At 40.7% G+C, this 26,779-nt stretch carries 20 protein-coding genes and 4 tRNA genes; 14 read left to right on the top strand and 10 right to left on the bottom strand.

Annotation, left to right across the window (positions count from 1 at the left end; genetic code table 11):
• Nucleotides 1–206: 206 nt before the first annotated feature.
• The 7 genes from G0029_RS01820 to G0029_RS01790 all read right to left on the bottom strand — a co-directional run bounded on the left by G0029_RS01820 (nt 207) and on the right by G0029_RS01790 (nt 8,417).
• A complete protein-coding gene (locus G0029_RS01820) occupies nt 207–1,064 on the bottom strand; it encodes an alpha/beta fold hydrolase (RefSeq protein ID WP_078192776.1) in 858 nt (285 codons plus the stop codon).
• A 294-nt stretch (nt 1,065–1,358) separates the two neighbouring features.
• Nucleotides 1,359–2,627, bottom strand: coding sequence for an OprD family outer membrane porin (locus G0029_RS01815; protein ID WP_078192777.1), 1,269 nt, complete (start codon nt 2,625–2,627; stop codon nt 1,359–1,361).
• A gap of 547 nt (nt 2,628–3,174) precedes the next feature.
• Complete coding sequence (dmpG, locus tag G0029_RS01810; protein ID WP_111884105.1) at nt 3,175–4,194, bottom strand: 4-hydroxy-2-oxovalerate aldolase; 1,020 nt, start codon at nt 4,192–4,194, stop codon at nt 3,175–3,177.
• Nucleotides 4,195–4,205: 11 nt separating this feature from the next.
• Nucleotides 4,206–5,102, bottom strand: a complete 897-nt coding sequence (locus tag G0029_RS01805; protein WP_078192779.1) for an acetaldehyde dehydrogenase (acetylating) — start codon at nt 5,100–5,102, stop codon at nt 4,206–4,208.
• A 36-nt stretch (nt 5,103–5,138) separates the two neighbouring features.
• Nucleotides 5,139–5,936 (bottom strand): 2-keto-4-pentenoate hydratase, encoded by a 798-nt coding sequence (gene mhpD / locus G0029_RS01800; RefSeq protein WP_078189749.1) that lies wholly within the window; start codon nt 5,934–5,936, stop codon nt 5,139–5,141.
• Nucleotides 5,937–6,625: 689 nt separating this feature from the next.
• Entirely contained in the window at nt 6,626–7,294 is a 669-nt protein-coding gene (locus G0029_RS01795) for an HAD-IA family hydrolase (protein ID WP_180106239.1), read from the bottom strand.
• A 151-nt stretch (nt 7,295–7,445) separates the two neighbouring features.
• Nucleotides 7,446–8,417: an RluA family pseudouridine synthase gene (locus tag G0029_RS01790; RefSeq protein WP_111884107.1), complete on the bottom strand. Its 972-nt coding sequence runs from the start codon at nt 8,415–8,417 to the stop codon at nt 7,446–7,448.
• Nucleotides 8,418–9,175: 758 nt separating this feature from the next.
• On the opposite strand from G0029_RS01790, the gene G0029_RS01785 reads away from it, so the two are divergent.
• The 6 genes from G0029_RS01785 (at nt 9,176) to G0029_RS01760 (ending at nt 15,407) form a co-directional block, all read left to right on the top strand.
• Nucleotides 9,176–12,604 carry an Rne/Rng family ribonuclease gene (locus G0029_RS01785; protein WP_180106237.1) on the top strand — a complete coding sequence of 1,143 codons (3,429 nt, stop codon included), beginning with the start codon at nt 9,176–9,178 and terminating at the stop codon, nt 12,602–12,604.
• A 185-nt stretch (nt 12,605–12,789) separates the two neighbouring features.
• Nucleotides 12,790–14,631, top strand: a complete 1,842-nt coding sequence (locus tag G0029_RS01780) for a long-chain-acyl-CoA synthetase (RefSeq protein WP_180109672.1) — start codon at nt 12,790–12,792, stop codon at nt 14,629–14,631.
• Between the two features lie 140 nt (nt 14,632–14,771).
• Nucleotides 14,772–14,847, top strand: a tRNA-Lys gene (locus tag G0029_RS01775).
• A 21-nt stretch (nt 14,848–14,868) separates the two neighbouring features.
• Nucleotides 14,869–14,944 (top strand) — tRNA-Lys (locus tag G0029_RS01770).
• 49 nt (nt 14,945–14,993) lie between these two features.
• Nucleotides 14,994–15,069: transfer RNA gene (locus G0029_RS01765), tRNA-Lys, on the top strand.
• Nucleotides 15,070–15,331: 262 nt separating this feature from the next.
• Nucleotides 15,332–15,407, top strand: a tRNA-Lys gene (locus G0029_RS01760).
• Nucleotides 15,408–15,529: 122 nt separating this feature from the next.
• Here G0029_RS01760 and G0029_RS01755 read toward each other — a convergent pair.
• Nucleotides 15,530–16,183 carry a hypothetical protein gene (locus G0029_RS01755; protein ID WP_227591852.1) on the bottom strand — a complete coding sequence of 218 codons (654 nt, stop codon included), beginning with the start codon at nt 16,181–16,183 and terminating at the stop codon, nt 15,530–15,532.
• A gap of 300 nt (nt 16,184–16,483) precedes the next feature.
• Between G0029_RS01755 and G0029_RS01750 the strand changes: the two genes are divergently transcribed.
• Nucleotides 16,484–16,741, top strand: a complete 258-nt coding sequence (locus G0029_RS01750; RefSeq protein ID WP_078189754.1) for a PspC domain-containing protein — start codon at nt 16,484–16,486, stop codon at nt 16,739–16,741.
• Nucleotides 16,742–16,859: 118 nt separating this feature from the next.
• Here G0029_RS01750 and G0029_RS01745 read toward each other — a convergent pair whose 3' ends face one another.
• Nucleotides 16,860–17,966: an HPP family protein gene (locus G0029_RS01745; protein ID WP_180109671.1), complete on the bottom strand. Its 1,107-nt coding sequence runs from the start codon at nt 17,964–17,966 to the stop codon at nt 16,860–16,862.
• A gap of 258 nt (nt 17,967–18,224) precedes the next feature.
• Nucleotides 18,225–18,737 carry a hypothetical protein gene (locus G0029_RS01740; RefSeq protein ID WP_078192784.1) on the bottom strand — a complete coding sequence of 171 codons (513 nt, stop codon included), beginning with the start codon at nt 18,735–18,737 and terminating at the stop codon, nt 18,225–18,227.
• 200 nt (nt 18,738–18,937) lie between these two features.
• Here G0029_RS01740 and glyQ point away from each other — a divergent pair, with 200 nt between their 5' ends.
• The 7 genes from glyQ (at nt 18,938) to G0029_RS01705 (ending at nt 26,728) form a co-directional block, all read left to right on the top strand.
• Complete coding sequence (glyQ, locus tag G0029_RS01735) at nt 18,938–19,921, top strand: glycine--tRNA ligase subunit alpha (RefSeq protein ID WP_078192785.1); 984 nt, start codon at nt 18,938–18,940, stop codon at nt 19,919–19,921.
• Nucleotides 19,921–21,990 (top strand): glycine--tRNA ligase subunit beta, encoded by a 2,070-nt coding sequence (gene glyS, locus G0029_RS01730; RefSeq protein ID WP_180106233.1) that lies wholly within the window; start codon nt 19,921–19,923, stop codon nt 21,988–21,990. The genes glyQ and glyS overlap by 1 nt, the downstream gene beginning before the upstream one ends.
• Before the next feature lie 107 nt (nt 21,991–22,097).
• Nucleotides 22,098–22,571, top strand: a complete 474-nt coding sequence (locus G0029_RS01725) for a hypothetical protein (RefSeq protein ID WP_180106231.1) — start codon at nt 22,098–22,100, stop codon at nt 22,569–22,571.
• 172 nt (nt 22,572–22,743) lie between these two features.
• On the top strand, nt 22,744–24,516 hold the full coding sequence (locus G0029_RS01720; protein ID WP_180106229.1) for an AAA family ATPase: 1,773 nt from the start codon (nt 22,744–22,746) through the stop codon (nt 24,514–24,516).
• A gap of 73 nt (nt 24,517–24,589) precedes the next feature.
• Entirely contained in the window at nt 24,590–24,979 is a 390-nt protein-coding gene (locus G0029_RS01715) for a hypothetical protein (RefSeq protein WP_180106228.1), read from the top strand.
• Between the two features lie 352 nt (nt 24,980–25,331).
• Entirely contained in the window at nt 25,332–25,979 is a 648-nt protein-coding gene (locus G0029_RS01710) for a hypothetical protein (protein ID WP_180106226.1), read from the top strand.
• A 260-nt stretch (nt 25,980–26,239) separates the two neighbouring features.
• Nucleotides 26,240–26,728, top strand: coding sequence for a hypothetical protein (locus tag G0029_RS01705; RefSeq protein WP_180106409.1), 489 nt, complete (start codon nt 26,240–26,242; stop codon nt 26,726–26,728).
• Nucleotides 26,729–26,779 lie beyond the last annotated feature (51 nt).

Below are 26,779 nucleotides of genomic sequence, written 5' to 3'. Positions count from 1 at the left end.
GATTTACAACTTAAGTCTAATAAATAATTCCCCTTCCCCAACCATTTAGATGAGCTTATTTTATGCCTTTTTACTGATTTAGACCGTACACTGTCGACCTGTTAATGAGAATAATACTCATTAAAGTATTTCTGTCAAAAGATTTATATAAAAAAAAGGATGGCAAAACCATCCTTTTTTTTGAATTTCATGTCAGTGACAAGAAATTACACACCACGCGCTTTTAAATAATCTTTAATCACGGTGTTGAATTCTTCTGCTTTTTCAACTTGAGACCAGTGGCCACATTGGCTGAAAATATGCGCATCAGCATGAGGAACGGTATTCAAAATATCCCACGTACGAGATACTGGAATCACCACGTCTTGTACACCGTGAATCAACAATACTGGCACAGTAATGTCTTTCATTTTTTCAAAGTCGAGTGGGAATTCGAAACGGTCACGGTCGCGTGCGCCAACAACATCCATCAAACGATTTGATGCATAGTCATTTGCAGCAGAAGCGAAACGTACTTTTACTAATTCATCAGTAATCAAGTCTTTGTTTACAACAAACATAGACAAGGTTTTCTTGATGCCTTCTTCGGTTAATACAGGGTTTGCATGTGCTTTAAGTGCTGCAGTTTGTTTAGCACCGCCTGTACCCATAGAAACGATACCCAATACACGTTCTGGATAGTCCAAAGCCATTTGGAATGCTAACCAGCCACCGAGTGAGTTACCCACTAACCAAGTTTTTTCAATACCTAGGGCATCTAACGTACGTACAGCGTGATCAACCCAAGCACGGATACCATAAGCAGTATTCGGTGCAACAACAGTTTGACCATAACCAATCGTATCGATAGCGATACAACGTGCTTGTTCACCAATTTGTGGAAGGTTTAACCACCAGTTTGCAGCAGCAGATACACCTGTACCTGAACCGTGTAAAAATAGAATTGGTGTACCTTCACCCACTTCGTGGTAATGCGTTAATTCGCCTTCAGCAGTTTCAATCCATTTATCTTCTAAACCAAAGAATGAATCAGTTGTATAGTCAGGAATCTGAACAGTGCTCATACATGCTCCTCGTATTGCGTAGAGCTTATGTTTCAATCCATAGCGGATTTAAACACAAGGGGGACTCTTTTGGATTTTATGGTTTTTACAGTCTCATATTACCTGTTCAGCCACTGCTAACTGATACATATTTACGATCATAAACAATAAATAGACTATAATTTAAGTTATTGTTTTTAAATACATAACTCAAAAAATATATCCATAAAATCTTTGAGGTATTTCTTTTTTGAATAACCCAGCGAATAAAAAGGGAAGCGATGAATCGACTTCCCTCTTTTTTATCCTGAGAAATTAGAACTTATAGGTATAAGTTGTCGCGACACGGTACTCTTGCAAGTCAGATTTGTAATCGAAATCGGCATCGATATACATTGCCTGGAAGCCTAAGCCCTTCAACTTACCTTCAGGCACGGTGTAGTTCACAATTAAGTTCAATTCATCTGACTTCTGATCTTTAAGACCAGCAATTTCTGCATCGGAACCTGTGAAATACACAGCAGTTGTATTTAAGCCTTTCACACCCATTTCTGAGAAATCATAGCCATAAGTAAAGCCCCATGATTTTTCATTTTTTGCAGTAAATGTTGCTATACCCCAGTTGACTAAGTACGGCTGCGGCACCCATCCACCCAGTGTTGGGAATGCATTATCACCAAACATTTGTTGATAACCCAAACCAAAGGTATGCGAACCGTAATTCACTTTCGCACCAACCGATAACGCTTGGTTATCAATTTCGCCATACAGTTTGTCACCCGAATCCGAGTTATCGAAGTAACGGATATGGCTATCCAGTTTGGCTTTGTCACCTAACTTAGTTTTATAGTTCGCGCCGACATATTGCTGTGTGTAAATGTCTTGAACATCGGCATACCAATAGCTACCACCAATTTCAGGTGTAAATTGATGGTCAATACCCGCAATATACATACCATCAGAAGTTGGCCCAAGATCATAATGACCTATGGTGCCATCTGGTAATCTTTTACCTGGAGCGAACATTGATAAATCACGGAATTGGTTGTCATAACGGTTATTGATCCCGTCAATGTATGCCAAAGTTAACTTAGTATCTTTAATCTCTTTCGATTCTAACCATGCACCGCTATAAGTCGTCATTAACTGACGTGATGGATCGAAAACCAACACTGGAGACACTGGTAATAACTCACCCACTTTCAACTCAGTTTCAGATACTTTGGCTTTAAGGGTCACGCCCACTTTACCAAAGTTATCTTTTGATTCTTTACCATCGTGCGGTAAGATCCAGTCTGGGTTTTTATCGCGAGCATTGAGTTTAAATGCGTGTTGAACCAAAAGGTCAGCACCCACTTGAATACCTGCACCAATATCTTGATACCCTGACTTGGCATCCAAAGTCACACCCTGTGACCATGAACCCCAATTACCCGCCGGATTTTCTTTAATTTGACGGTCTAAGTAGAAGTTTTTAAATTTCAATTGTACTTGGCTGTCGTCAACAAAGTCCGCATAAGTTGCAGATGTTCCTAATGTTGCTGTCGCAGCAAGAATTGCTATCCATAAATTTTGACGACGCATGGCTTATTCCCAGTGATCAAATTAAGCTATGACATCATCATGCTCAACAATACCTTGGAAAAAAATCCGACTACAGTATTAAGGTTTATCAGGCTTTTGTACGACTTGAACTTTGGAAGTTATTTCTGGTTATTTTCCTTAGAGATTAAAACAATAACTCTTTTTTATCATTTAGAACAACTGATTAAATTAACCCCATGTTTTATTAACATAAAATTTAAAGTTTTTTATTTTTCGCAATTACATGCGCTGTATTAATTGCTTTTAAGTTTAAACAAAGTTTTTTACTGAGATTTATCCTTATTTGAGTTATAAAATTTAGCTATGACATGATATTTAATTTATATAATCATCAACAACTTAAAGTTAAATTTTACTACTATGGCTGCTCGAAATCAGCCATTGGTTCGTAAGACATTTCTTATTTCAATCCACTTTTCATGCCTCAAATCAATCTCAACGTAATCTCAAGCCCATCTCAAACCAACACAGCCACTTCAGACATAAAAAAAGCGCCCATTTCGGGCGCTTTTTGATTTAAAGCAAATTAAGCATTGGCTTCTTTTGCTTTAGACATGGTCAATGCCAAATCTTCGATCATATCTTCTTGACCACCAACAGTACCACGACGACCAAGCTCAAGAAGAATTTCACGCGCAGAAACGCCATATTTCGCTTCAGCACGTTTCGCGAATAACAAGAATGATGAGTAAACACCGGCATAACCTAAAGTTGCTGCATCACGGTCAGCACGGATCTGATGTGTCATCATTGGAATGATTAAATCTTCCGCAACATCTTGAACTTTAAACAAGTCCACACCTGTCTCCATTTGCATACGGTTGGCAACCGCAACAAACAATTCAAGTGGAGTATTACCTGCACCTGCACCTAAACCTGCAGAAGCTAAATCGACACGCGTTGCACCAGCTTGAACCGCTGAAACAGAGTTCGCAACACCCATACCTAAGTTATGGTGACCGTGGAAACCGATTTCGATCTCTGAAGCCAGGTTGGCACGTAAAATACCCACGCGGTCAGTCACATCTTGAGGCAACATATAACCAGCAGAGTCAGTCACATAAATACAGTTTGCACCGTATGACACCATTTTGCTGGCTTCTTCCAAAAGTTTTTCAGGAGTTGCCATGTGCGCCATCATCAAGAAGCCCACAGTGTCCATGCCAAGTTTACGTGCAGCAGTAATGTGCTGTTCAGAAACGTCAGCTTCAGTTGAGTGCGTTGCAACACGAATGGTTGCTACACCAACATCATGTGCCATTTTCAAATGGTCAACCGTACCAATACCAGGAAGTAAAAGTGCAGATACTTTCGCCTGTTTCAGGTTTGGAATCACCGCTTTTAGGTATTCTTCATCGGTTGCTGCTGCAAAACCATAGTTCACAGAGTTACCGCCTAAGCCGTCACCATGCGTAACTTCGATTAAAGGTACACCTGCATCATCCAAAGCAGTTGCAATGGCAACCATTTGTTCAGGTGTAGTTTGATGGCGCATAGGATGCATACCATCACGTAAAGTCATATCATTAATAATAATCTTAGACATTTTGGTATTCCTTAAGCTTCAGCAGTGTTTAATACGCGTTCTGCAAACATTTCTGCAGTACGTGCAGCTGCCGCAGTCATAATGTCGAGGTTACCTGCATATTTAGGAAGATAATCACCTAAACCTTCAACTTCTAAGAAGATTGAAACACGGTTACCGTCAAATACAGGACCATTTACAAGTTTGTAACCTGGTACATATTTTTGAACTTCAAGAATCATCGCATGTACAGATTCAGTGATTGCTGCTTGATCTGGTTCACCTTCAACAAGACAGTGAACAGTATCACGCATCATCAGTGGCGGCTCAGCAGGGTTAATGATGATGATCGCTTTACCTTGTTTCGCACCGCCCACTTTTTCAATAGCGCCAGCAGTCGTACGAGTAAATTCATCAATGTTTTTACGTGTACCTGGACCCACAGATTTTGTTGAAACTGTTGCAATGATTTCGCCGTATTCAACAGGCTGAACTCGTGAAATCGCAGCAACCATAGGAATCGTTGCCTGACCACCACATGTCACCATATTGACGTTCGGAACTTCACCGGCATCCAATAACGCTTCTAAGTTTACTGGTGGTACGCAGAATGGACCGATTGCAGCAGGTGTTAAGTCAATCATTAACACGCCAAGTTCATTCAATTTACGGCTGTTTTCAGCATGAACATAGGCAGAAGTTGCATCAAATGCGATTTTAATGTCGTCTTCAATTACGTGTGCAAGTAAACCATCTACGCCTTCAGCAGTGGTTTTTAAACCCATTTTAGCAGCGCGAGCCAAACCTTCAGACGTCGGGTCAATACCAACCATCCATACTGGTTCTAAAAATTCGCTGCGTTGAAGTTTGTAAAGCAAGTCAGTACCAATGTTCCCTGGACCGATCAATGCACATTTAATCTTTTTCATGAATGTGTACTCTTAAAAATTCCGTAAAACCCAAGCTTATTTCGCTGCAAATGCTGCAGTCACAGAACCAAAGCCTTCAATTTCAACTTTGAATTCATCACCAGGATTTGCCACAACCATTGGGCCTAAGGCACCGGTCAATACGATGTCACCTGCAAGCAATGGACGACCACGACGAACCATTTCGTCAGCCAACCACACTGCTGCATTTAATGGGTTAGAAAGACACGCTTTACCCACACCTTGTGAAACCACTTCTTCACCACGCGTCATGACCATTTTGCAATTTACAAGGTCAAGATCTGCAAGTTTTACAGGCTTAGAACCCAGTACAAAACCTGCTGAAGATGCGTTATCTGCCACAGTATCAATCAACGAGATTTTCCAGTTTTCGATACGACTATCGACCACTTCAATGGCAGGCAGTGCATATTCTGTTGCACTAATAATGTCTGCATAGGTGTGTTTTTCTTTGGTCAAATCTTGGTTAATCACCAAAGCAATTTCTGCTTCAACTTTTGGCTGAATCAATAAACCAGCAGGGATTTCTTCACCATCGCCATACGCCATGTCAGCAAACAACATACCGAAGTCAGGTTGATCAACGCCTAACTGCGCTTGTACAACTTTTGAAGTTAAGCCAATTTTACGACCTACAAGGCGACGACCTTCTGCCACCGCACGTTTGGTATTCACTTCTTGAACGGCATAAGCAATATCTACATCAGCACTTTCACCACCAAGTTGTGGACGGATCGGTGCAATCGCAGCCTGATTTACTTCCGCATCGCGTAATGCTTGCGCAACTGATTCAACAACAGCAGAATTCGACATCAATGTTTCCTTAAACTGCAAAAATTGGATGCACAACGTGTTTCATCCCGATCACCATCAAAATCAAAGTGATGAAAGTCATGTCAGGATTCGCTTAAAGCATTTCACTTGACATACTACACGTTATGTTTAGATGCATTTAGCATCGAGATTTTAGAAAGTGAATACCAATACTTATTTTATTTATGACTATAGCTATTAGCTATAAATTAATCATTATTTATTATTAATATTCAAAAACTTAAGTCAAAATAATTAAATAAAATTCACTATTTTTTTCGCCCTTAAATCTGAATCTCTACTAAAAAACTTGGCTTATACGACTAAAAGATAAGATTAAAAGATTATTTTAGCGTCAGGCCAACTTTTACGCATAGGTGTTCAATTTCATCTGATTTAGTTTAATAAATTGAAAATTTAAAAATAAATCAATAAACAACAATAAGATAAAACCAAAAATTCAAACAAAAAATCTATTCCAGCTTGTGGTAAAAGGCCAAATAGTTGCGCTCAACTTTTTAAGGTAAATTTGCTAGAAGACTGCTTGTTATTGTAGAAAAATCTAGTGTTATTACTTTTTTAAATAATTAAATTTACTCATTTCAACAAGTAGAGCTTGCATTACTATTCATTTGGTAACAAAAAAGGTGAAAACAAATTTCACCATTTTTACTCGTTTGTATCTAAAACTATACAGCTAGACGTAATTTCACGTGTTCTAGTAGAAATTCAGTCAAATCACCTACGCTATGTGCAATATGTAAGGGTTGAAAATACTGGAGTGTTTCTACAGTATGCACTCCATAGCTCACGCCTACACGTGGCATCTGAATATTGAGGGCCATTTCTAAATCATAAGATGTGTCACCGACCATAATGGCTTGATCAGGACGCAGCCCTGTTTCCGCCAAAATTTCTGCCAACATCAACGGATCTGGCTTAGATTTGGTTTCACTGGCTGCACGTGTCGCACGAAACAACTCATGACTTTGCGTTTGAGCCAAGACACGGTCTAGACCTTTACGACTTTTTCCTGTTGCAACAGCCAATTGTAGACCGGCATCGCGTAATTCCTGCAACATATCCGCGACACCATCAAACCACATATCCCCTTTGGAATGGGCCACATAGTGATCGGCATAACTTTGCAAAATGTCGCTGTGCAATTCAGGAACCGTCGGAAATAACCGCTGTGCGACTTCCGGCAGACCTAAACCAATAATACTTTTCGCATCAGCATCGGTCAGCGGCTGTGAATATTGATCTGCTGCAAATTTTAAACTCGCTACAATTTGACCCACAGAATCAAATAAAGTGCCATCCCAATCGAAAATGACTAGTTTTACAGCTGAGTTCATACGTTTTCCTAGATTTGATTCAGTGTTTGGTAATTCAGATTCTGGAGTGCATCAATTTATTTACCTCACCCCGGCCCTCCCCTTAAAGGAGAGGGAGAAAGAAAACTTGCGAAGCAGTCCTGCTCAGGGGGAAAAGTCTAATATTTAAAACTTACTCGTCATCTTCCGAAGACTTCACCACTTTGTCAGCTTTTTGCGCGCGTAGCTGCGCCACAAGGCTTTGCATATCTTCTGGCAATGGCGCTTCAATGGTTTGGTAACCCGGAATTTCTAAACGCATAGCATGCAGACATAAACGACGTGGCTTTGGACCACGGTATTCAGTTTCATGACCGTATTTTTCATCGCCCACCAATGGATGACCAATACTTAAACCATGTACACGGATCTGATGGGTACGGCCCGAAAGTGGAGACGCATACACCAATGTGGCATGCATAAAACGCTCTTTCACGTTCCACAGCGTCTTCGACTCTTTACCTTCTTTAGGTGATACACGAACACGACGCTCGCCATTTGCCAGTTCGTAACGATGCAAAGGCTGATCAATGAGCTGCTTATCCAAACTCACCACGCCTTTCACCACAGCAGCATAAGTTTTTTGGATTTTGTGTTCGCGCAGCATGTCTTGCAAGGTTTTCAGCACACTACGTTTCTTGGAAATCATCACCAAGCCCGAGGTATCACGGTCAATGCGGTGAATCAGCTCAAGGTATTTCTTCCCTGTTGCGGCACGTAAGCCTTCGATCAAGCCATACGCCACACCACTACCGCCGTGAACAGCAATACCAGAAGGTTTGTTTACCACCATTAAGCCTTCATCTTCGTACACCACACGGCTCAGTAAACTTTGTGCCACTTTGTCCGATACGGGAACCGCAGACTCATCTTTTTGCTCATAACGAATTGGAGCAACTCGAACTTGGTCACCAATATTGAGTTTGGTTTCCGCTTTGACGCGTTTTTTATTGACGCGGACTTGGCTTTCACGAATCAGACGATAAATGCGACTTTTAGGCACACCTTTCAGACGACTAAACAGGAAATTATCAATACGTTGACCCGCCTGATGCTCGTCCACTTCAAACCAGGTGACGCTTTGCCATTCTTGCGTAGAATTCATACAGTTACTGTGACCTAAAAAAATACTAAAATTGATTAAAAACTGATCATTTAAGCTATACTTTTCGCAAGAAACATAAGCTTAGCCCATAGGCAGATGATGCAAGGTTTGATATAGTCAGCGCACGGAAACCACCGTAACTGAGTAAAAGTTGATTCATTTCAGTATTTACTGTCATTGAACTTTCAAGCAATTACTCATTTAGCTCGGAAAGGTCCCAAAAGAATTATGCCAACGCCGAAGGCTTATTATATCGGCAAAACTGCAAACTGTTGCGTTTAATTGTGCCGTAGGTACATAAAACAGTTTGCCCCAAAAAAATATGTGCCAACCAAGGTTGGTTTTTAAACGTAAACTGATACACATCAGACCAGTCGCTCCCTGGAAATCGTGTTCAGGCCACAACGTTTGATGCATTGGATCTGCACAGTTTGTAAAGGTACGATGATAATTCCGTATCAAGACGCTCTATCAGATATGAATGGATGCTCTTCGAGCAATGTGACAGTGAAAGTTACTCACATCCAATGCACCGTTTGTCCGCCAGTGAAACGCGTTCAGGTGACTTTAATCGTTTAAAAGATTGAAGCCGTATTGCCATCATCAATACGTGAATCAAAAACCGTTGCCCGCCCAAAGAAGGTCGGTACACATGCACAGATGATGTTTTTCGATCTGTGCAACTTGATCCATGCTATCTGATGCTCGCTACGAGTCAGGCGATGTTCTTCTGTGTATCACTATTAGGTGTTACACCCATGAAACGTATGTTGATTAATGCAACACATGCCGAAGAAATTCGCGTTGCACTTGTCACTGGTCAGCGTCTTTACGATTTTGACTTAGAGAATCGTACCCGTGAACAAAAAAAATCGAATATCTATAAAGGTCATGTGACTCGCGTAGAGCCGTCTTTAGAAGCTGTATTTGTTGAATACGGTGCAGGTCGTCAAGGTTTCTTGTCGATGCGCGAAATTGCTAATTCTTATTACAAAGCAGATCCTCGCCAAACTTCAAACATCCGCGAATTGATCACTGAAGGCACTGAGCTTTTAGTTCAAGTGGAAAAAGAAGAACGTGGTAATAAAGGTGCTGCCCTTTCTACATTTATCTCACTTGCTGGTCGTTATTTGGTCTTGATGCCAAACAACCCGAAAGGTGGCGGTATTAGCCGTCAAATTTCAGGTTCAGTTCGTGAAGAATTGAAAGAAATGTTGGCGTCTTTAAATGTCCCTCGTGGCATGAGCGTGATTGTACGTACAGCTGGTATTGGTCGTTCTCAAGAAGAACTGCAACTTGACCTTCAACACTTGCTTGACCTTTGGGCACAAATCCAAAGCACATCAAGTTCAGGTCCATCACCAATGTTGGTTCACCAAGAAGCCGGTGTGGTTACACGTGCGATTCGTGACTATTTACGTGATGATGTTGCTGAAATTCTGATTGACTCTGAGCAAGCGTATAACGAAGCGTATAACTTTGTTAAAGCGGTGATGCCACGTCAAATCGACAAGTTAAAAACCTATACGTTAAATGAACCGTTATTTGCTCATTTTGGTATCGAAAGTCAAATCCAAACGGCCTATGAACGTGAAGTAAAACTTCCTTCTGGCGGTTCAATTGTGATTGACCAAACTGAAGCATTGGTTTCAATTGATATTAACTCTGCAAAATCAACACGTGGTAGCGATGTAGAAGATACAGCGCTCAATACCAACCTTGAAGCTGCTGAAGAAATCGCTCGCCAATTACGTTTACGTGATATCGGTGGTTTGGTTGTGATCGACTTCATCGACATGACCAAAGACCGTAACCAACGTATGGTTGAAGCTAAACTTCGTGAAGCAACACAAAGTGACCGTGCGCGTATCCAATTCGGTCAATTGTCACGCTTTGGTTTGATGGAAATGAGCCGTCAACGCTTACGTCCATCGCTTGAAGAAGCCACTGGTTATGTGTGCCCACGCTGTCATGGCACAGGTATGGTACGTGACCTACGTTCTTTATCACTTTCAATTATGCGTAAAGTGGAAGAAATTGCGCTACGCGAACGTCATGGTGAAGTTCAAGTTGAAGTGCCTGTTGAAATTGCTGCATTCTTATTGAATGAAAAGCGTCACAGCCTTGTATATCTTGAACAAACTTCAAATGTTCGTGTGACTGTACTTCCACACCCTCACCTAGAAACACCACATTACGAAATTTCGTATAACCCTGAAGGTTTTGCACCTACAAGCTATGAACGCACTGAAGCGACACGTTCTAGCGAAAAAGAATTGGGGTACGAAGCATCTGAATGGCATTTAGGTGAAGAACAGGCCGCTGCTGCTCAGCAACAAGCACCTGTACAACAACAAGAAAAAGGCCACAAAAAGAATAAGCAACAACCCGTTGCTGCTCAACAAGCACCTGCACAAGTTGCCGCTCCTGCAGCATCATCTAGTCCATGTGCATGGTTAGAAAACTTATTTGTTCAAAAACAAGCTGCAACCGTTGACCAGTCGCGTACTGCAAACAATGCCGCTGCTGCAATTGAACAAATGGTAAATAGCGGTGCTGCAAGCCGTGGCCAGTTTGGTCAAATTACCCCTGCATCGGCAGCGCCTGTTGTTGTCGTAGACAATAATGCTTACCTTGCGCCTTCTTCTGTTGTGCACAAACAAGAACGTGACAGCCATTCAGAAAAAGCTGACCGTGAAGAAAAACGTCACAACAAAAAGCGTACTAAGCATAAAGAACCACGTGAACAAGAAGCTCAACCGCATCAAGTTCATGAAGAAGTGTTACAACCTTCACGTCAAGATCGTCAAGAGCAGCGCAATAACGAAGCACGTCAAAACGAACGCCAAGAGCAACGTTCTGAACGTCTAGAACCGCGCCAAGACAACCGTCAAGACCAACGTGAAAACCGTCGTAACTCACGCCGTCAACATAACAATGAACAAGTACAGCACGATGTTCAAAACAATGAACAACCGCAGTCTGTTCCACGTCGTGACCGCAACAACCAACAACGTCCAAATCGCCCAAATCGCCACCGCGATCAAAGCGTATTGAACGAGCAAGCGATTGCTCAGGAAGTTGCAACTGAGCAACAACCTGAAAACCGCAATCAACGTCAACCTAAAGTTGAAGTTGTTAATGCACCACGTCAAGACGTGATGCCAACAGCACTTGTAGTAAATGTTGATCAAGCTCAAAGCGAAATCGTAGCGCTAAATACTGCCCCAGCAGTTGAAAAACCTGTAGAAACCCCAGTAGTCCAAAAAGCCGCTGTCGTTGAAGCAGAAAAAGTGGAAAAACCTGCGACTGAAACAAAAGAAGCAGCGCATAAACCACAGCATGCGCAGCAAAAACCGTCTCGTGCAAGCAATGACCCTCGTCAGCGCCGCCGCGAACAGCGTGAAGCTCGTGCTCAACAAGCACAGGCTCCGAAAATTTCGCCATCTCAAGTGCCGACACTAGGTCAATACACTATAAGCAGCTTGATTAAGCATGTATACGGCGAAGACTGCTCAGTACTGATTGAGCAATTTGGCTTAATTCCAACATTCAACCGTGCATTGCAAAAATTCACGGAAGAATATGCCGCAACTTTGACTGCACCTGCAGCTGAAACAGCTGTAGAGAAAAAGCCTGTCACTCGTGATGTTCAAGTTGCAAAAGCTGCACCTGAAGCTGAACCAGCGCCAATGTTGGATTTGACACCACCAAAGCCTGTGTCAGATAAACGTGTTGCTAATGACCCACGTGAGCGTCGTCGCCTTGCTAAACTTGCCGCTGAACAAGCGAAACAAGACCAAGCAAAAGCACATGCTGAGGTGGAAGCTACGCCTGTCGCAGACACTACTATTGAGGCGCCTGTAGTTGCAGAAGCTAAAGCTGCTACAGTTGAAGTCAATGTATCCGACGTTGCAGGTCAAACTGAAGCACCTGAACCCGTTCAAGCTGAAGTACTGACACTCGTTCAAGCTGAACTGGATGTGAGTGCGCAGCCTGAAAAGAAGGAAGAAGTGTCTGAAGCTCCTACTAAACCAGTAGAAGAAAAAGCTCAAGCCGTTGAAGCGGAAAAGAAAGTTGAGGTTCCTGTAGACGAAAACTCGGCCGCTGAAGGTGAAAAACCTGCACGCCCTCGTCGTCCTCGCGGTCGTCCACCGAAAAAAGCAAACACCGCAACTGAGCAGTAATTTGCTATTTTGCAGGTGAATAAAAAAATCCAGTCATTTCGGTGACTGGTTTTTTTTTGATACTTTTGTCAAATTAGGTTGATTGCACTAGATCGAAACGATTAAAAGACAATTGTAGAATTTGCTGCAAATTTCATTGCAAAGAAATAGACCGTATCGGATTACGAAAAATAAATAGGATTCACATGAGCCAAACTACACAACACGACCTTATTGGGATTGCTGATGTTGCAGCAAAAATTCCCGCGTTCATTAGCAAAGTACCCAACCTGTTGAGTGGTCTAAAGCAAGCCTATTTACGTACCCCAAATACTTCCGCAGGCTTGGGAATTGCATTTGAAAAAGCCGTAAAGCGTAATCCCAAGGGTTATGCACTTTATTTTGAAGAGCAAAAATATACCTATAACGAATTAAATGAATGGGCCAATCAAATTGGTCACTATTACCTTGCACTCGGTGCAAAAAAAGGTGATGTGATTGCAGTGATGATCGAAAACCGATCTGAACTCGTGGCAACCATCGTGGCTTTAGCCAAAATTGGCGTCACCAGTGCTTTGGTCAACACATCACAAGTCGGCAAAGTCCTGACACACAGCATCAACTTAGTGAACCCAATTGCGGTAATTGTGGGCGAAGAATGCCGCCAAGCCGTAGAAGAGATTCGTGGTGATCTCAGTGTAGCTGCAGATCGTTTACATTGGTTCGCAGATCAAGCCACTCGTGTAGATGCCGGTCAAGCACCGAAAGGCTTCTTAAACCTTGCAGAAGCGATTGATGAATTTCCAAAATTCAACACACCCACCACTGCAAGTGTAAAAGGCAAAGACGGCCTATTTTATATCTACACCTCTGGGACAACAGGCTTACCTAAAGCGGTGATTTTCACCAACAGCCGTTGGACTTTGGCTTATGGAACATATGGTCACGTCCTTAATCTGAATAAAGATGATGTGATGTACGTAACTTTGCCGCTCTATCACGCTACAGGCACTGTAGTTTGTTGGTGTGGGGTGATTGCTGGTAGCGCCACCCTTGCCCTGCGTCGCAAGTTCTCGACCTCTTCATTTTGGAAAGATGTACAAAAATTTGATGCATCAGCCATTGGCTATGTGGGTGAACTTTGCCGTTATTTGATGGATGCCCCACATTCAGACCTTGAAAAAGGCCATCGTGTGAAAAAAATGATTGGTAACGGCATGCGACCAAACATTTGGGATAAGTTTAAAGAACGCTTTGGGGTCGAAGAAGTCCTTGAACTCTATGCGTCAAGTGAAGGCAACGTCGGCTTTAGTAATGTGTTTAACTTTGACAACACTGTTGGTTTTTCACCAACGCCTTATGCGATTATTCAGTTTGATAAAGAAAAAAATGAAGCTGTACATGATGCTAAAGGTCGCTGTATTAAAGTTAAAAAAGGCGAAGTTGGCTTACTCATCGGTAAAATTACCCGTCGCTCACCTTTTGATGGCTATACCGACACGGAAAAAAACAAATCCGTCATTATGAAAGATGTATTCAAGCATGGTGATTCATACTTCAACACTGGTGACTTGGTTCGAGACATTGGCTTCCGACATGCACAATTTGTCGACCGTCTAGGCGATACTTTCCGCTGGAAAGGTGAAAACGTCTCAACCACTGAAGTTGAAAACATGGTGAGTGAGTACGATAAAATTGCTGAAGCTGTGGTTTATGGCGTAGAAATTCCAGATACAAATGGCCGTACAGGTATGGCTGCCATCACGCTCACCGACGGTGCCGAACTCAACGAACAAGATTGTAGTGAAATGGTTCTACAATTTAAAAAATGCTTACCAGCTTATGCCGTGCCAGTATTTTTACGTGTACAGAAAAAAGTCGAAACCACAGGCACATTTAAATACCAAAAAAACAAGCTGAAAGAACAAGCTTTTGATCCTAAGCAAACTGATGAACGTTTATTGGTATTGCTGCCAAATGCAACTGCTTACTGTGATTTAACTCCTGAAATTTATGCCAATATTCAGGCATATAAATACCGTTTTTAAGCAAATAGCGCTCATTTTAGCGACAGATATCCGCTAAAATGAGCTACTTTGTTGTATTTATAATCAAACACAAGCAAGTTTATGAATTTTTACTTGCGCTTGAAGCAGATCTTGCTACAATACGCACCATCAAGCGAAATGGGTCGTTAGCTCAGTTGGTAGAGCAGTAGACTTTTAATCTATTGGTCCCGCGTTCGAGTCGCGGACGACCCACCATTTCCTTCGATACCACAAGATGGGTCGTTAGCTCAGTTGGTAGAGCAGTAGACTTTTAATCTATTGGTCCCGCGTTCGAGTCGCGGACGACCCACCATCTTTCTAAAATGCCAGTTTTAGATTACAATCTTGTGCATACCCCCTAAGGGTCGTTAGCTCAGTTGGTAGAGCAGTAGACTTTTAATCTATTGGTCCCGCGTTCGAGTCGCGGACGACCCACCATTCTTTCTTAGGGCTTCTTTCTTCCGGCAGTTGAAGAAAAAGAAACCTGCAGGTTCCGACCAAGACAAACCATCACCATTATTGGTTTTGATTCGCCATTCTCGAAATTTTGCTATAGCGATGTTGCGAAGTATCATTCTTGTCTTGCTAGATGAAGTATTTGACCTGAAAAATTTTAGATAACAAATATTCCCTAGTATTCAAAACTACGCGCTTCGTTTATCTTGCAAAAATTTTAAAATGCTCTTTTAAAATTTTCTCAGGGTTGTTAGCTCAGTTGGTAGAGCAGTAGACTCTTAATCTATTGGTCGTGGGTTCGAACCCCACACAACCCACCAATTCTATATCGTATTAATAATTCAATTTTTTTTAGCTAATTCCATTCGATTAGCCAAGAACTACGAATTTCACGCCGACACTCAAACGCAATTTATAATTTTATTTACTTCATTCGCAGTATTTAATTTGGGTCTTTCACCAAGGTATAGGCATGTTGCGGCTGAGGATAGCCTTTAGAAAATAATTCCTGATTTCGGTCGACTTCACCTTGACGAATTTTGTCTAAATCCATGGTGATTTTATTTTCATTAATCACGTGATAATAAAAATTCACGCCTTCTTTTCGATGAACCACCAGCTCGGTATGTGCTTCATTGACACTCCACGTATCCTTTCGGTATTTCACATTAATGCCTGGCGTATTGGTTTTTTCAGCAAACACTTTACCAATTTGAATAATACTGCGGTGTACCGTGCCATCTGGCAATAAGTTAAGAATGAACTCCGCATCGCCTTCTGGGCATGGAATAAAACTGTCATCGCATTTTACTTTGGCATGAAAACGTCCAATAAAAATTTTGGCATGCTCAGGAACAGGAGCTGACTTTATGTCATCGTCATTCGGCAATGTCGCCTGCCCTGCCACTTGGGTTAATTTTTTTCCATGATCTTGCTTCGCTTGAACTTCCGATGCGACAGTTGATGCTGAACTTTCACCCTTTTCCGCTGCGGGTTGAGGCGTTGGACTACAACCAATAAAAGAGAGGCTGAACACTCCTGCAAACACTGAAAGATATGCAAATTTCATCAAAAAAGGTGAAGCCGATGTTTTCATATAATGTGCCAAGACCAATCATTCATTGGTTTTTTCAGTTCTTGCTGACTTAATATTGTAATCAAAAAATCAACGCTGTATACATATATTTGCGATATATGTTAATCATATCTCATTGTTATCGTTGATATTTAATTAATAATCAAGCTATTTTAAAGGCAAACTAATCAAACCAATTCTTCAAATTACATAACTTTACTTAATTTTTTTTCTGCACCCTTTAAATCGCAAAGCTTGTCACCATTTCTATAATATGAATTTGGAAATATTCAAATTTATTCTTTTTTGAAGGAGACCTGAATGGCCAATGTTGGTTTATATCGCTCAAACCGCTCTAACATGATTGCTGGTGTGATGGGGGGTATTGCTGAACGTTTTGGTTGGAATGCAAATTTACTGCGTATTATTTTTATCTTTGTATCATGCTTAAGCGCAGCCTTTCCCGGTATTTTGGTGTACTTGGTTTTATGGTTAGTCATGCCTAAAGCACAAGATAACTTTTTCCGTACCAATGGCTATTCAGACCCTATTCGTACTGTGAATGATGACAGACGTTAAAATCCTTTGACCCAGTTTGGTCGCTACGGTTTCTCCCCCAAGATTCCGTAGCTTTTTTTTGCCTATATATTGGCAAAGCCATATTTAAGTCTGATGAATTTAAATCAAAGTTTAAGGCTTAAGATTTTGTTTGCTGATTTAGCTGTTGATATAAGGCGGCAATCATATCGGCACGGCTAATCATTCCCACCAACCGTTTTTGCTCAACGACTGGAATATAATTAAAAGATCTTTCCACAAAATAGGGCACTAAATCTTGAATGGGTTGATCCGGCTGCACGGTCACCACTTTGGGATTCATAATTTGATAAACGTGATTTTCCCAACTGGCTTTGGGGTCTGCGGCACGTTTAAACCATTCCACTACATCATATAAAGCCAAATTTCCCACCAAGCGATCCAAATCACTCACCACAGGCAAACTCATCAAATTGACTTGTTTAAACTTTTCCAATGCTGACTGAATATCATCTTCTGCACGCAGGGTAATCACTTGCTGACTCATGATGTCACGACAATGAAACTGGCTTAGGCCACGACGACTGGCTAATTGCTGTGCTTCTAAAATAATTTTTTGTAAGTCATATTCACTAATATCAAGCAACTGACTTTGCTGTTCTAAGACTTGCTGAATATCCGCTGGCTGAATCGACACTTTTTGTGTCGGTGTTGGATCTGTCGTCTGAGTATTGACTTGTGCTTTTTGTGGATACTGCTTGCCTAGTAATCGGTTATAAATGATAGCAACCACCATCAAGAGGACCGAATTTAAAAGGACTGGATAAAAAAGAAAGGCATAGCCTAAATCATGGACTGCCTCTCCGCCCAATACCGCTGTAATCGCCACGGCTCCACTTGGTGGATGCAATGAGTCTGTGGTCATCATTAAGATAATCGCTAATGCAACCGCGATACTAAATGCTTCGGTTAAATTAGGAATAAACATCGCACACGTCACGCCAATCAAGGCCGCAAGACTATTACCGACTACCATATTCCACGGCTGTGCCAATGGGCTGGCAGGTACAGCAAAGAGCAGTACGGACGATGCGCCCATCGGGGCGATATACCACGCATTTAAGTCACCTAGCGCCAGCCAACTGATCAGCGAAGAAATACTCAGGCCCAGAAAAGCACCTACCCCACACAGGATGCGGTCTTTTAAAGGCAGAACTTTAAAGTTGGGTTTAAGCGTATTGAGCCAAGCTGATTTTGCGTGAAACACGAGATGCCTTGTTTGTTGTTTTGCGAGATGTGGCAATTATAAAGCCATGCAAGCAATAAGATGTATTCAACTTACATCTTTATCTTATAAATTTTACTTTTGATTCTTTTGAATAATGTATACGCCGCTTACTTGCGTAGTTTTATCCCAAGAAATGAGCCTAAAATTCTCATTATATATTACTAATAATTAAAATAAAAAATCTATCAGCGCTCACATCTGTACTCACTAAAACAAAGGAACATTTAGGCGGTCAGCTTATTCATCTTGATCAATTAAATCTTCACTGCCATAAATAATTTTCTGAGCTGTTTCATCATACACAATAGGAAACCATTCATAATAAGCCGAAGGGATTCGTTCAACTCGAATACGTCCAATCACATAATTATGCCCACCCAATAAATCAACAGTGAATCGAGCTGGACGAGCGATAACTAGCTGTGAATTATGATCAATGACGAGCTCAGTTTTTCCCTGTTCTACAGCGGTGGTAAACCGTCCGTGAATAGGTGAGTCAAAAGCCATTCCTCGTGTGACTTTTCGCGTCCCCTGCTGACCATTGACCTCAAGCAAAAGACCTTCGCTCATTTGATACTTTGAGCTGACCACTAACTGCTGTTTAATCAAATTCTTACATTCCGCGTTGCAAGAATTTGTAATAGTCGCAATTTTTGAAGCGTGAAGTGATGAATCTGAATACAAAGCTACAGGCGTCGTACTACAGGCAGATAGCACCATACTTATCACAATAAAAGACTTCTTAAACATTGTTATCGCTCATCATTCAATTTATTCATCCACTTTATGCCACAAGTAACTTCGTTTTTATTCTGTACAATAGGAAAATATAAAATTCTGCGCATCATTAAAACATCAAAGCTTGATTCAAGAATGATTAACCCTTTGCCACACACCCCCAAAATCCTTATAATTGAGCACAATTTTTATCTAATTTTAAGTGGATGACCATGAGTCGCGCCATATCGCATATTGATACCTTCCAAGGCTTAATTCTTGCCTTACAAAACTACTGGGCTGAACAAGGTTGTGTAGTGTTACAACCTTACGATATGGAAATGGGTGCAGGTACTTTCCACACTGCAACTTTCCTACGTGCTTTAGGCCCTGAAACTTGGAACGCGGCTTATGTTCAGCCTTCTCGTCGTCCTAAAGATGGCCGTTATGGTGAGAACCCGAATCGTCTACAACACTACTACCAGTTCCAAGTCGTGTTGAAGCCAAACCCAGACAACATCCAACAGTTGTACTTAGATTCATTAAAAGCCATTGGTATTGATACCCTTGTTCACGACATTCGTTTCGTGGAAGACAACTGGGAATCTCCAACACTGGGTGCTTGGGGCTTAGGTTGGGAAGTTTGGTTAAACGGTATGGAAGTGACTCAGTTCACTTACTTCCAACAAGTCGGCGGTGTTGAGTGCTACCCTGTGACAGGTGAAATCACTTACGGTCTAGAACGTCTAGCAATGTACCTCCAAGGTGTAGACTCTGTTTACGATTTGGTTTGGACGAAAGGTCAGTTTGGTACAGTGACTTATGGCGACGTGTTCCACCAAAACGAAGTTGAACAATCAACCTATAACTTTGAATATGCCAACGTTGAAAAAATGTTTGAATTATTCGACTTCTATGAAGCTGAAGCGACTCGTTTAATGGAAGCTGAACTTCCACTGCCTGCCTATGAACAAGTAATTAAAGCATCGCATAGCTTTAACTTACTTGATGCACGTGGCGCAATTTCAGTAACTGAACGTCAACGTTATATTTTACGTGTACGTACATTGGCTCGTGCGATTGCCCAAAGTTATGTCGCTGCGCGTGCGAAGCTGGGCTTCCCGATGGCAGAACCTGCTTTACGTGATGAAGTATTAGCTCAGTTAAAAGCACAAGTTGAAGCGGAAGCAAAAGTAGAATCTAAGGAGAGCAAATAATGTCTAAACATACAGTATTGTTCGAATTAGGCTGCGAAGAACTTCCACCAAAAAGTTTAAAAAAATTACGTGATGCGCTACATGCAGAAACGTTAAAAGGCTTAAAAGACGCAGGTCTAGCATTCGATTCAATCGAAGCATATGCAGCACCACGTCGCCTTGCATTGAAAATTGTCAATGTAGACGGTGCACAAGCCGACACTCAAAAACGTTTCGACGGCCCTGCAAAACAAGCAGCATTTGATGCCGAAGGCAAACCAACTAAAGCACTTGAAGGCTTTATGCGTGGTCAAGGCATTACGGTTGATCAAGTTTCAACTTTCCAAGCAGGTAAAGTTGAAAAAGTGTGCTACTTAAAAGATGTGAAAGGTCAAAGCCTTGATGTTTTACTTCCTCAAATTTTACAACACGCTTTAGATAACCTCCCTATCGCAAAACGCATGCGTTCTGCGGCAAGCCGTACTGAGTTTGTACGTCCTGTAAAATGGGTTGTGTTGTTGAAAGACAGTGATGTAATTGATGCAACCATTCAAGATCACCAAGCAGGCAACGTGACTTATGGTCACCGTTTCCATGCTCCTGAAGCAATTACACTTGCAAATGCCGATGCTTATCTTGATGTCCTTCGTACTGCAAAAGTGATTGCAAACTTTGAAGAGCGCCAAGCCATCATCGACCAACAAGTCAAAGCTTTGGCGGATGAAGTGAATGCCATTGCGATTGTCCCTGCGGACTTACGTGACGAAGTAACAGCATTGGTTGAATGGCCAGTTGCGCTTCGTGCAAGCTTTGAAGAACGCTTCCTTGCTGTTCCTCAAGAAGCACTCATCACCACGATGCAGGACAACCAAAAGTACTTCTGCTTAGTAAATGCCGACAATAAACTTCAACCTTACTTCATTACCGTGTCAAACATTGAGTCGAAAGACCCGACACAAATTATTGAAGGTAACGAAAAAGTTGTGCGTCCACGTTTGTCGGATGCTGAATTCTTCTTCTTACAAGACCAAAAACAACCGCTTGCTTCTCGTAAAGAGAAACTTGCGAACATGGTCTTCCAAGCAGAACTTGGCACACTATGGAACAAGTCTGAACGTATCGCGACTTTGGCTGTTGCACTTTCTGCAATCACTGGGGCAAACCCAGCAGATGCTGAAAAAGCTGCACTCCTTGCAAAATGCGACTTAACCTCTGAACTTGTGGGTGAATTCCCAGAGCTTCAAGGTATTGCGGGTACTTACTACGCACGTATTGAAGGAGAAAATGATGAAGTGGCACAAGCTTTAGGTGAACAATACTTACCTAAATTTGCAGGTGACGTTTTACCAAAAACCAAGACAGGTACAACGCTTGCCCTTGCTGACCGTCTAGATACATTGACAGGTATTTTTGGTATTGGTCAGGCGCCAACAGGTTCTAAAGACCCATTTGCACTACGTCGTTCTGCCATTGGTATTTTGCGTCTTGTGACTGAAAATGATTTAGATGTTTCGATTGAAGATCTAATCAAACTTGCACTTGCTGCTTATGGCGATGTATTGAAAGACCACGATAAAACTTTAGCGGATGCTGTTGCATTCCTTGAAGGTCGATACCGTGCGAAATACGAAGACCAAGGCGTGGCTGTAGATGTGATTCAAGCTGTTCAAGCTCTTTCTCCAAAATCGCCACTTGATTTTGATAAACGTGTAAATGCGGTAAATCATTTCCGTGACTTACCTGAAGCTGCTGCACTTGCCGCTGCAAACAAACGTGTTGCAAACATTCTTGCAAAAGAAGCTGCACCTGAAGGCGCTGTGGTTGAAGCGAACTTGGTTGAAGATGCTGAAAAAGCATTGTTCGCTGAACTTGCGAAAATCACACCTGTAGTTGAGCCGTTATTTGCTGCTAAAGACTACACTGCTGCATTGTCTGCACTTGCTGCACTTCGTGCGCCAGTGGATGCGTTCTTTGACGGTGTAATGGTGATGGCGGATGATGCTGACCTGAAAGCAAACCGTTTACGTATGCTTGCACAGCTTCGTGACTTGTTCACGAAAGTGGCTGATATTTCGGTGTTACAACACTAAGTTTAAGTATTCATTAAAAACCCGCTTTAGAGCGGGTTTTTTTATGCCATTTGAAATCTAGGTAGAATCCTGTTAGAAATAGCGGGATTTTTTAATAAGAAGAATATATGAAAAGTATTACAGTCAATCATCCTTACCGCCCAGATCTCTATCTTTTTATTTTACATGCAGTACTGATGGCATGCAGCTTTTACCTTTGGAAGGTTTATCCATACATTCCAACCAAGCCAGATATGGGGGCTTTATTCTTTTTGATTATTTCTGTTTTGGGTGGATTTATTGGAATCGTCATCGTTACGGTCAGTTTGCCAAGATTAGACCGCACTGTGCGTTACTTAACGCTTTCAAAATTTGTTTTAAGTTTGGTGTATTGGTTGTCGAGCACAACCATTTTCGTTTTATTTGGCAGTACTAAATTTATATTCAATAATCCCCTCGTGCTATTTGTCTTTGTTTTTCTATTTTTTAGCAGTCTGTATTTTTCAATAATTCGTGTTGCTGATATGCGTAAGAAAGATTGGCTCATTATCGGTGGAGTATTGGGTGGCCTTTTGTTGTTGTTCTTTTTGCCGAAGATTTGATGGAAATATTGAGTGGTTCAAGGACATGTGTTTTTATGATAGCCGCTGAAATTTAGGTGATATAACGCCAAAGCCTCAACTGATTGAAATTTAACCAAAAACACGCTATTTTAATAGCGGGTTTTCTTATTTTAACCCTATAAAAAATTTTTAAATTTCGGGGGGAAATAACATGAGTGTAATCATCAAAGAGTTAGAAATAAAAAATTTTAGATCATGTAAAGAGACAAATATTTTTCTAAAAAATTTTACAGCATTGATTGGTTATAATAACGCAGGAAAATCCAATATAATTCTTGGCATAAAATTTTTACTAGAAGGTCTTAGCGCTAAAACATTTAATTATTATATTAATGCAAATAATCAGAATGAACCAATTATAGTAATAGCAACTTTGGCAAATATTGAAGATGATTTATTAATACTATTAGATGATGATCATGCTACGAAGCTTAGACCTTTTATAATAAATAAAGAGTTAAGAATTCAACGAAAAACATTTATAGAAAATGGTAGGCAAAAAATAGTAGTTACACTGTTTGATGGTAATACATGGAAATCTATCCAATCAGGTATAGAACAATCAATTATAAAAATCTTTCCTAAGTTCATACACGTTGAAGCGATGAGTGATGCACAGGAAGATTCAACAAAAAATAAAAGTGGAACTGCCATATCGAAGCTTCTCGATCTCATATCCCTAGAAATTCAAGAACATTATCAAGAACAATTCACATCAAGTTTAGCGCAAGTTTCTAATTTACTATCACATGATGGGGCAGAGCGTATCGGAGCACTCTCAAATGTAGATCAAGGTATAAATAGTATTTTGAACAATTTTTTTCCTGATATTTCAATCAAATTGCATTTTCCAACCCCAACTATTGAAGATATTTTCAAAAGTGGGACTATTAAAATTTTTGAAGATAAAACAACCGAAAGAGATTTTGCAAACTTTGGACATGGAACTCAGCGTTCAATACAAATGGCATTGATTCGATATTTGGCCGACATTCAACAAAACAACCCAAATTTAAGAAGATCAAACACAATTATCTGTATTGATGAACCCGAACTTTATTTACACCCTACAACGATTGAATTAGTCCGGGATGCCCTAATTACTTTAAGTGAAGCCGGTTACCAAATAGTTTTTTCAACCCACTCGGCAAGTTTACTTTGTGCAAATTATGCTATCAACGCAATTCAAATATACAAAAATACGGAATTAGGTACAAAGGCTAGACAACCTATTTCAAACATTATTGAAAAGATATATCAAGATCGATTTGCGCAACTTAATGATGCTTTTAAATTAAATAATGCTTCGCAAATTTTCTTTAGTGACGAGGTTCTATTGGTAGAAGGAAAAACCGAATTGCGCGTTTTACCAAATATTTATTCAAAACTTAAGAATAGACCATTCCATTTAAGAAAAATTGCCTTAATTGCAGTAGAAGGTAAAGGAAGCCTAATTCCTATGCAAAAAGTTATTGAAGCTTTAGGCATACCTGTACGTATTATTGCTGATTTAGATTTTATTGGTAATTGTGCTTTCTGGGACTTAATTGATGATAGTAATAGTGAATTTTTTGAAAATTTTAGAAAACTTACTGAAAAAAATAAAGATCATTGTGATTTAAATATTGATATACAGCACACAATAACCTGTTCTTCTCTACAACAAATAAAAGCTAAAAAATTTAATATATTAGCTACTATGCCTGAGGCTAATACAATTATCAAAAGCATCCATGATTCTTTAAAAGAAAAAAACATCTATATTTGGAAAAGTGGGGATATTGAATCAGTTTATGGATTTAATTCAAAAAGTGAAACCGAATGGAGACAGTTCAACTCTGCTTTGTTAAGTGATACGAGTTCGATTGAAAACCTAGTACACGATTTCGACCACCTCCAAGATGTTATTGAATGGATAAATTAACCTTTTAAGGAATAGCCAATACTTCACCAATTCCCTATACTCAATCCAACAACACTCAACAAGAAAGAAACTTATGAAATTGAAAGCATTCATTTTGACTGGTCTTGCGGGTATCGCACTTTCTGCATGTACATCTGCACCAACGATTCCACAACTTGAAACTGGTGTATTACAAGAAGTTCAAAACATTGATGTCTACCCAGATACTACGGATAACAAGGCAAAACTGACTAAATTTGTAGATAAATGCGTGATTGAATTTACAGGCAATTTAGAAGAAGCAAAATCGGTTGAACAATGGTCATTTAAAGGCTTAACCCTCATTTCAGGTGGTACAGCAACCTTTGCCAAAGATGGTACAAGTTCAGCACACAATTTTGATTTAAATGCAGCGGATGTACAAAAGAACTTCCTTGCATTACGTGGTCATTTTGCAAAAGATGCACTTACACAATGTGAATAAATAATAAAAACCATATCTCCAAAATGGAGGTATGGTTTCATTTTTCCTTGAATCTTGAACAATAATTCGTTCAAACCCATAATTTTTAATCACGAAAATCGTAACTAGCACCACACCACAGCAACGCGCAAAACACATATAAGCCACTGTATTTTCATAAAATTACAATAATGCATTAACTTAACCAAGTTTCCACATTTCAAACTTCCGCGTATCTGAGCTGTTATCGCATTGTGTGACTTATCGCACAAAACCACTTTTTGCTTTTTTTTACTCTTAAGATGTCCTCTGCTCCAAAAGCGCAAATGCTGAGTGCAACAGCAGCGTTCAATAAAAGAGGACAATTGCAAAGATGAAACCTTTATTTAAAACAACACTGATCACCGCAGCATTATTCGCAACCACTCCACTATTTGCGAACACCGCAGTAGAAGCCAATGCGAAAGTTGAAACACAGCAACCGTCTGTACTGCAAAATCTAAAACAAGACATTAATCAGGCTGCGCATACAGCGGGTGACAAAATTGAGAAAGGCGTCGATAAGACCAAAACATTCACCCAAGAAAAATGGCAAGACACCAAAGAATTCAGTACCGACAAAAAGCAAGATGCAAAAAATAAATGGGCTGAGCTAAAACAGTCTAAAGATGGAAAGTCGGATGCAGCGAAAGCCAAGATCGATGCCAAAGCTGAGCAAAACAAAGCCAAGCTTGATGATCGTAAAGCACAGCTCGATGAAAAAGCTGCAAAAGACAAAGCAAAACTCGATGAACGTAAAAGCAATGTCGACAATAAAGTTGATCAAACCAAGAGCTATTTAGGTGAAAAAGCTCAGGAAGGTCGCCAATTTGCCAGTGAAAAATGGCAACAAACCAAAGCGAATTTCCAAAAAGGTCAAGAAGCCAATGTGAGTGGCAGTAGCAATGTACAGTTGCAAACGCCTGTCGCACAAGCTGAAGTCCATAGCTCACATGAAGCCAGCTTAGGTGCTCACAAATAAGTAAACTGGCTTTCATACCCTCTCCTCCAGAGAGTAGGCTCACCCTTCGGTGGGCCTTTTTTACCTTATGCAAAATACAAACGTGTACAAAGCTGTCATTTGCTGTATTGATTTTGCTACGGCAAGTTTTTTTCGCTGCAATTTTTCCTATAATGCGTTAAAACCATTCATCAGATAGAAAATCTATAAAATTCAGAGGTGAAGCTGTGAAGATTTCATTAAAAGCAACGTTATGCCTAAGCTTAATATTCACGACACCCATGCTTTGGGCACAAGATAACACAGCAGCGCAAAGTACTGAGCAACAAGCGAAAAAGCCTGTGAGCCCTTATGGTGATAATCCAAATTTATTGCATGTGTGGGCCTATAAAGCCCAAGAAGGCGTGGTCGGTGCTGCTAAAAATATTGGCGAAATGACTGAACGTGGAATTTCTAAAATTAAGCCTTCGGTTGACCAAGCTTGGGACAATACGAAAACTGCTACACAAAATACAGTACAACAGGTTGATCAGGGCGCACAGCAAGCCACTCAAAACGTGAATGAAAAATTGAAGCAAACCCGTGAAAATATCACAGGCAAAACCAGCCAACCTGCGCCCATTAGCCAACAGTCATTGAGTGAACCGTCTTCAGGCAATACGATCAATACGACTCCAAGCAACAATGCGGGGCAAAATAACAATCAATATCCTCAAAGTAGCTATCCTTCGAGTTCGACGTCTACAACCTATCCTGTGACTGATTTATAATTTAACAGTACATTTAAAAGCTCAACTTTGGTTGGGCTTTTTTAAAACCAA

Source organism: Acinetobacter sp. YH12138, from assembly GCF_015218525.1.
Classification (GTDB): domain Bacteria; phylum Pseudomonadota; class Gammaproteobacteria; order Pseudomonadales; family Moraxellaceae; genus Acinetobacter; species Acinetobacter amyesii.
Note: the sequence above shows the minus strand (reverse complement) of the source record. Positions and strands in the feature narration are given on the sequence as shown.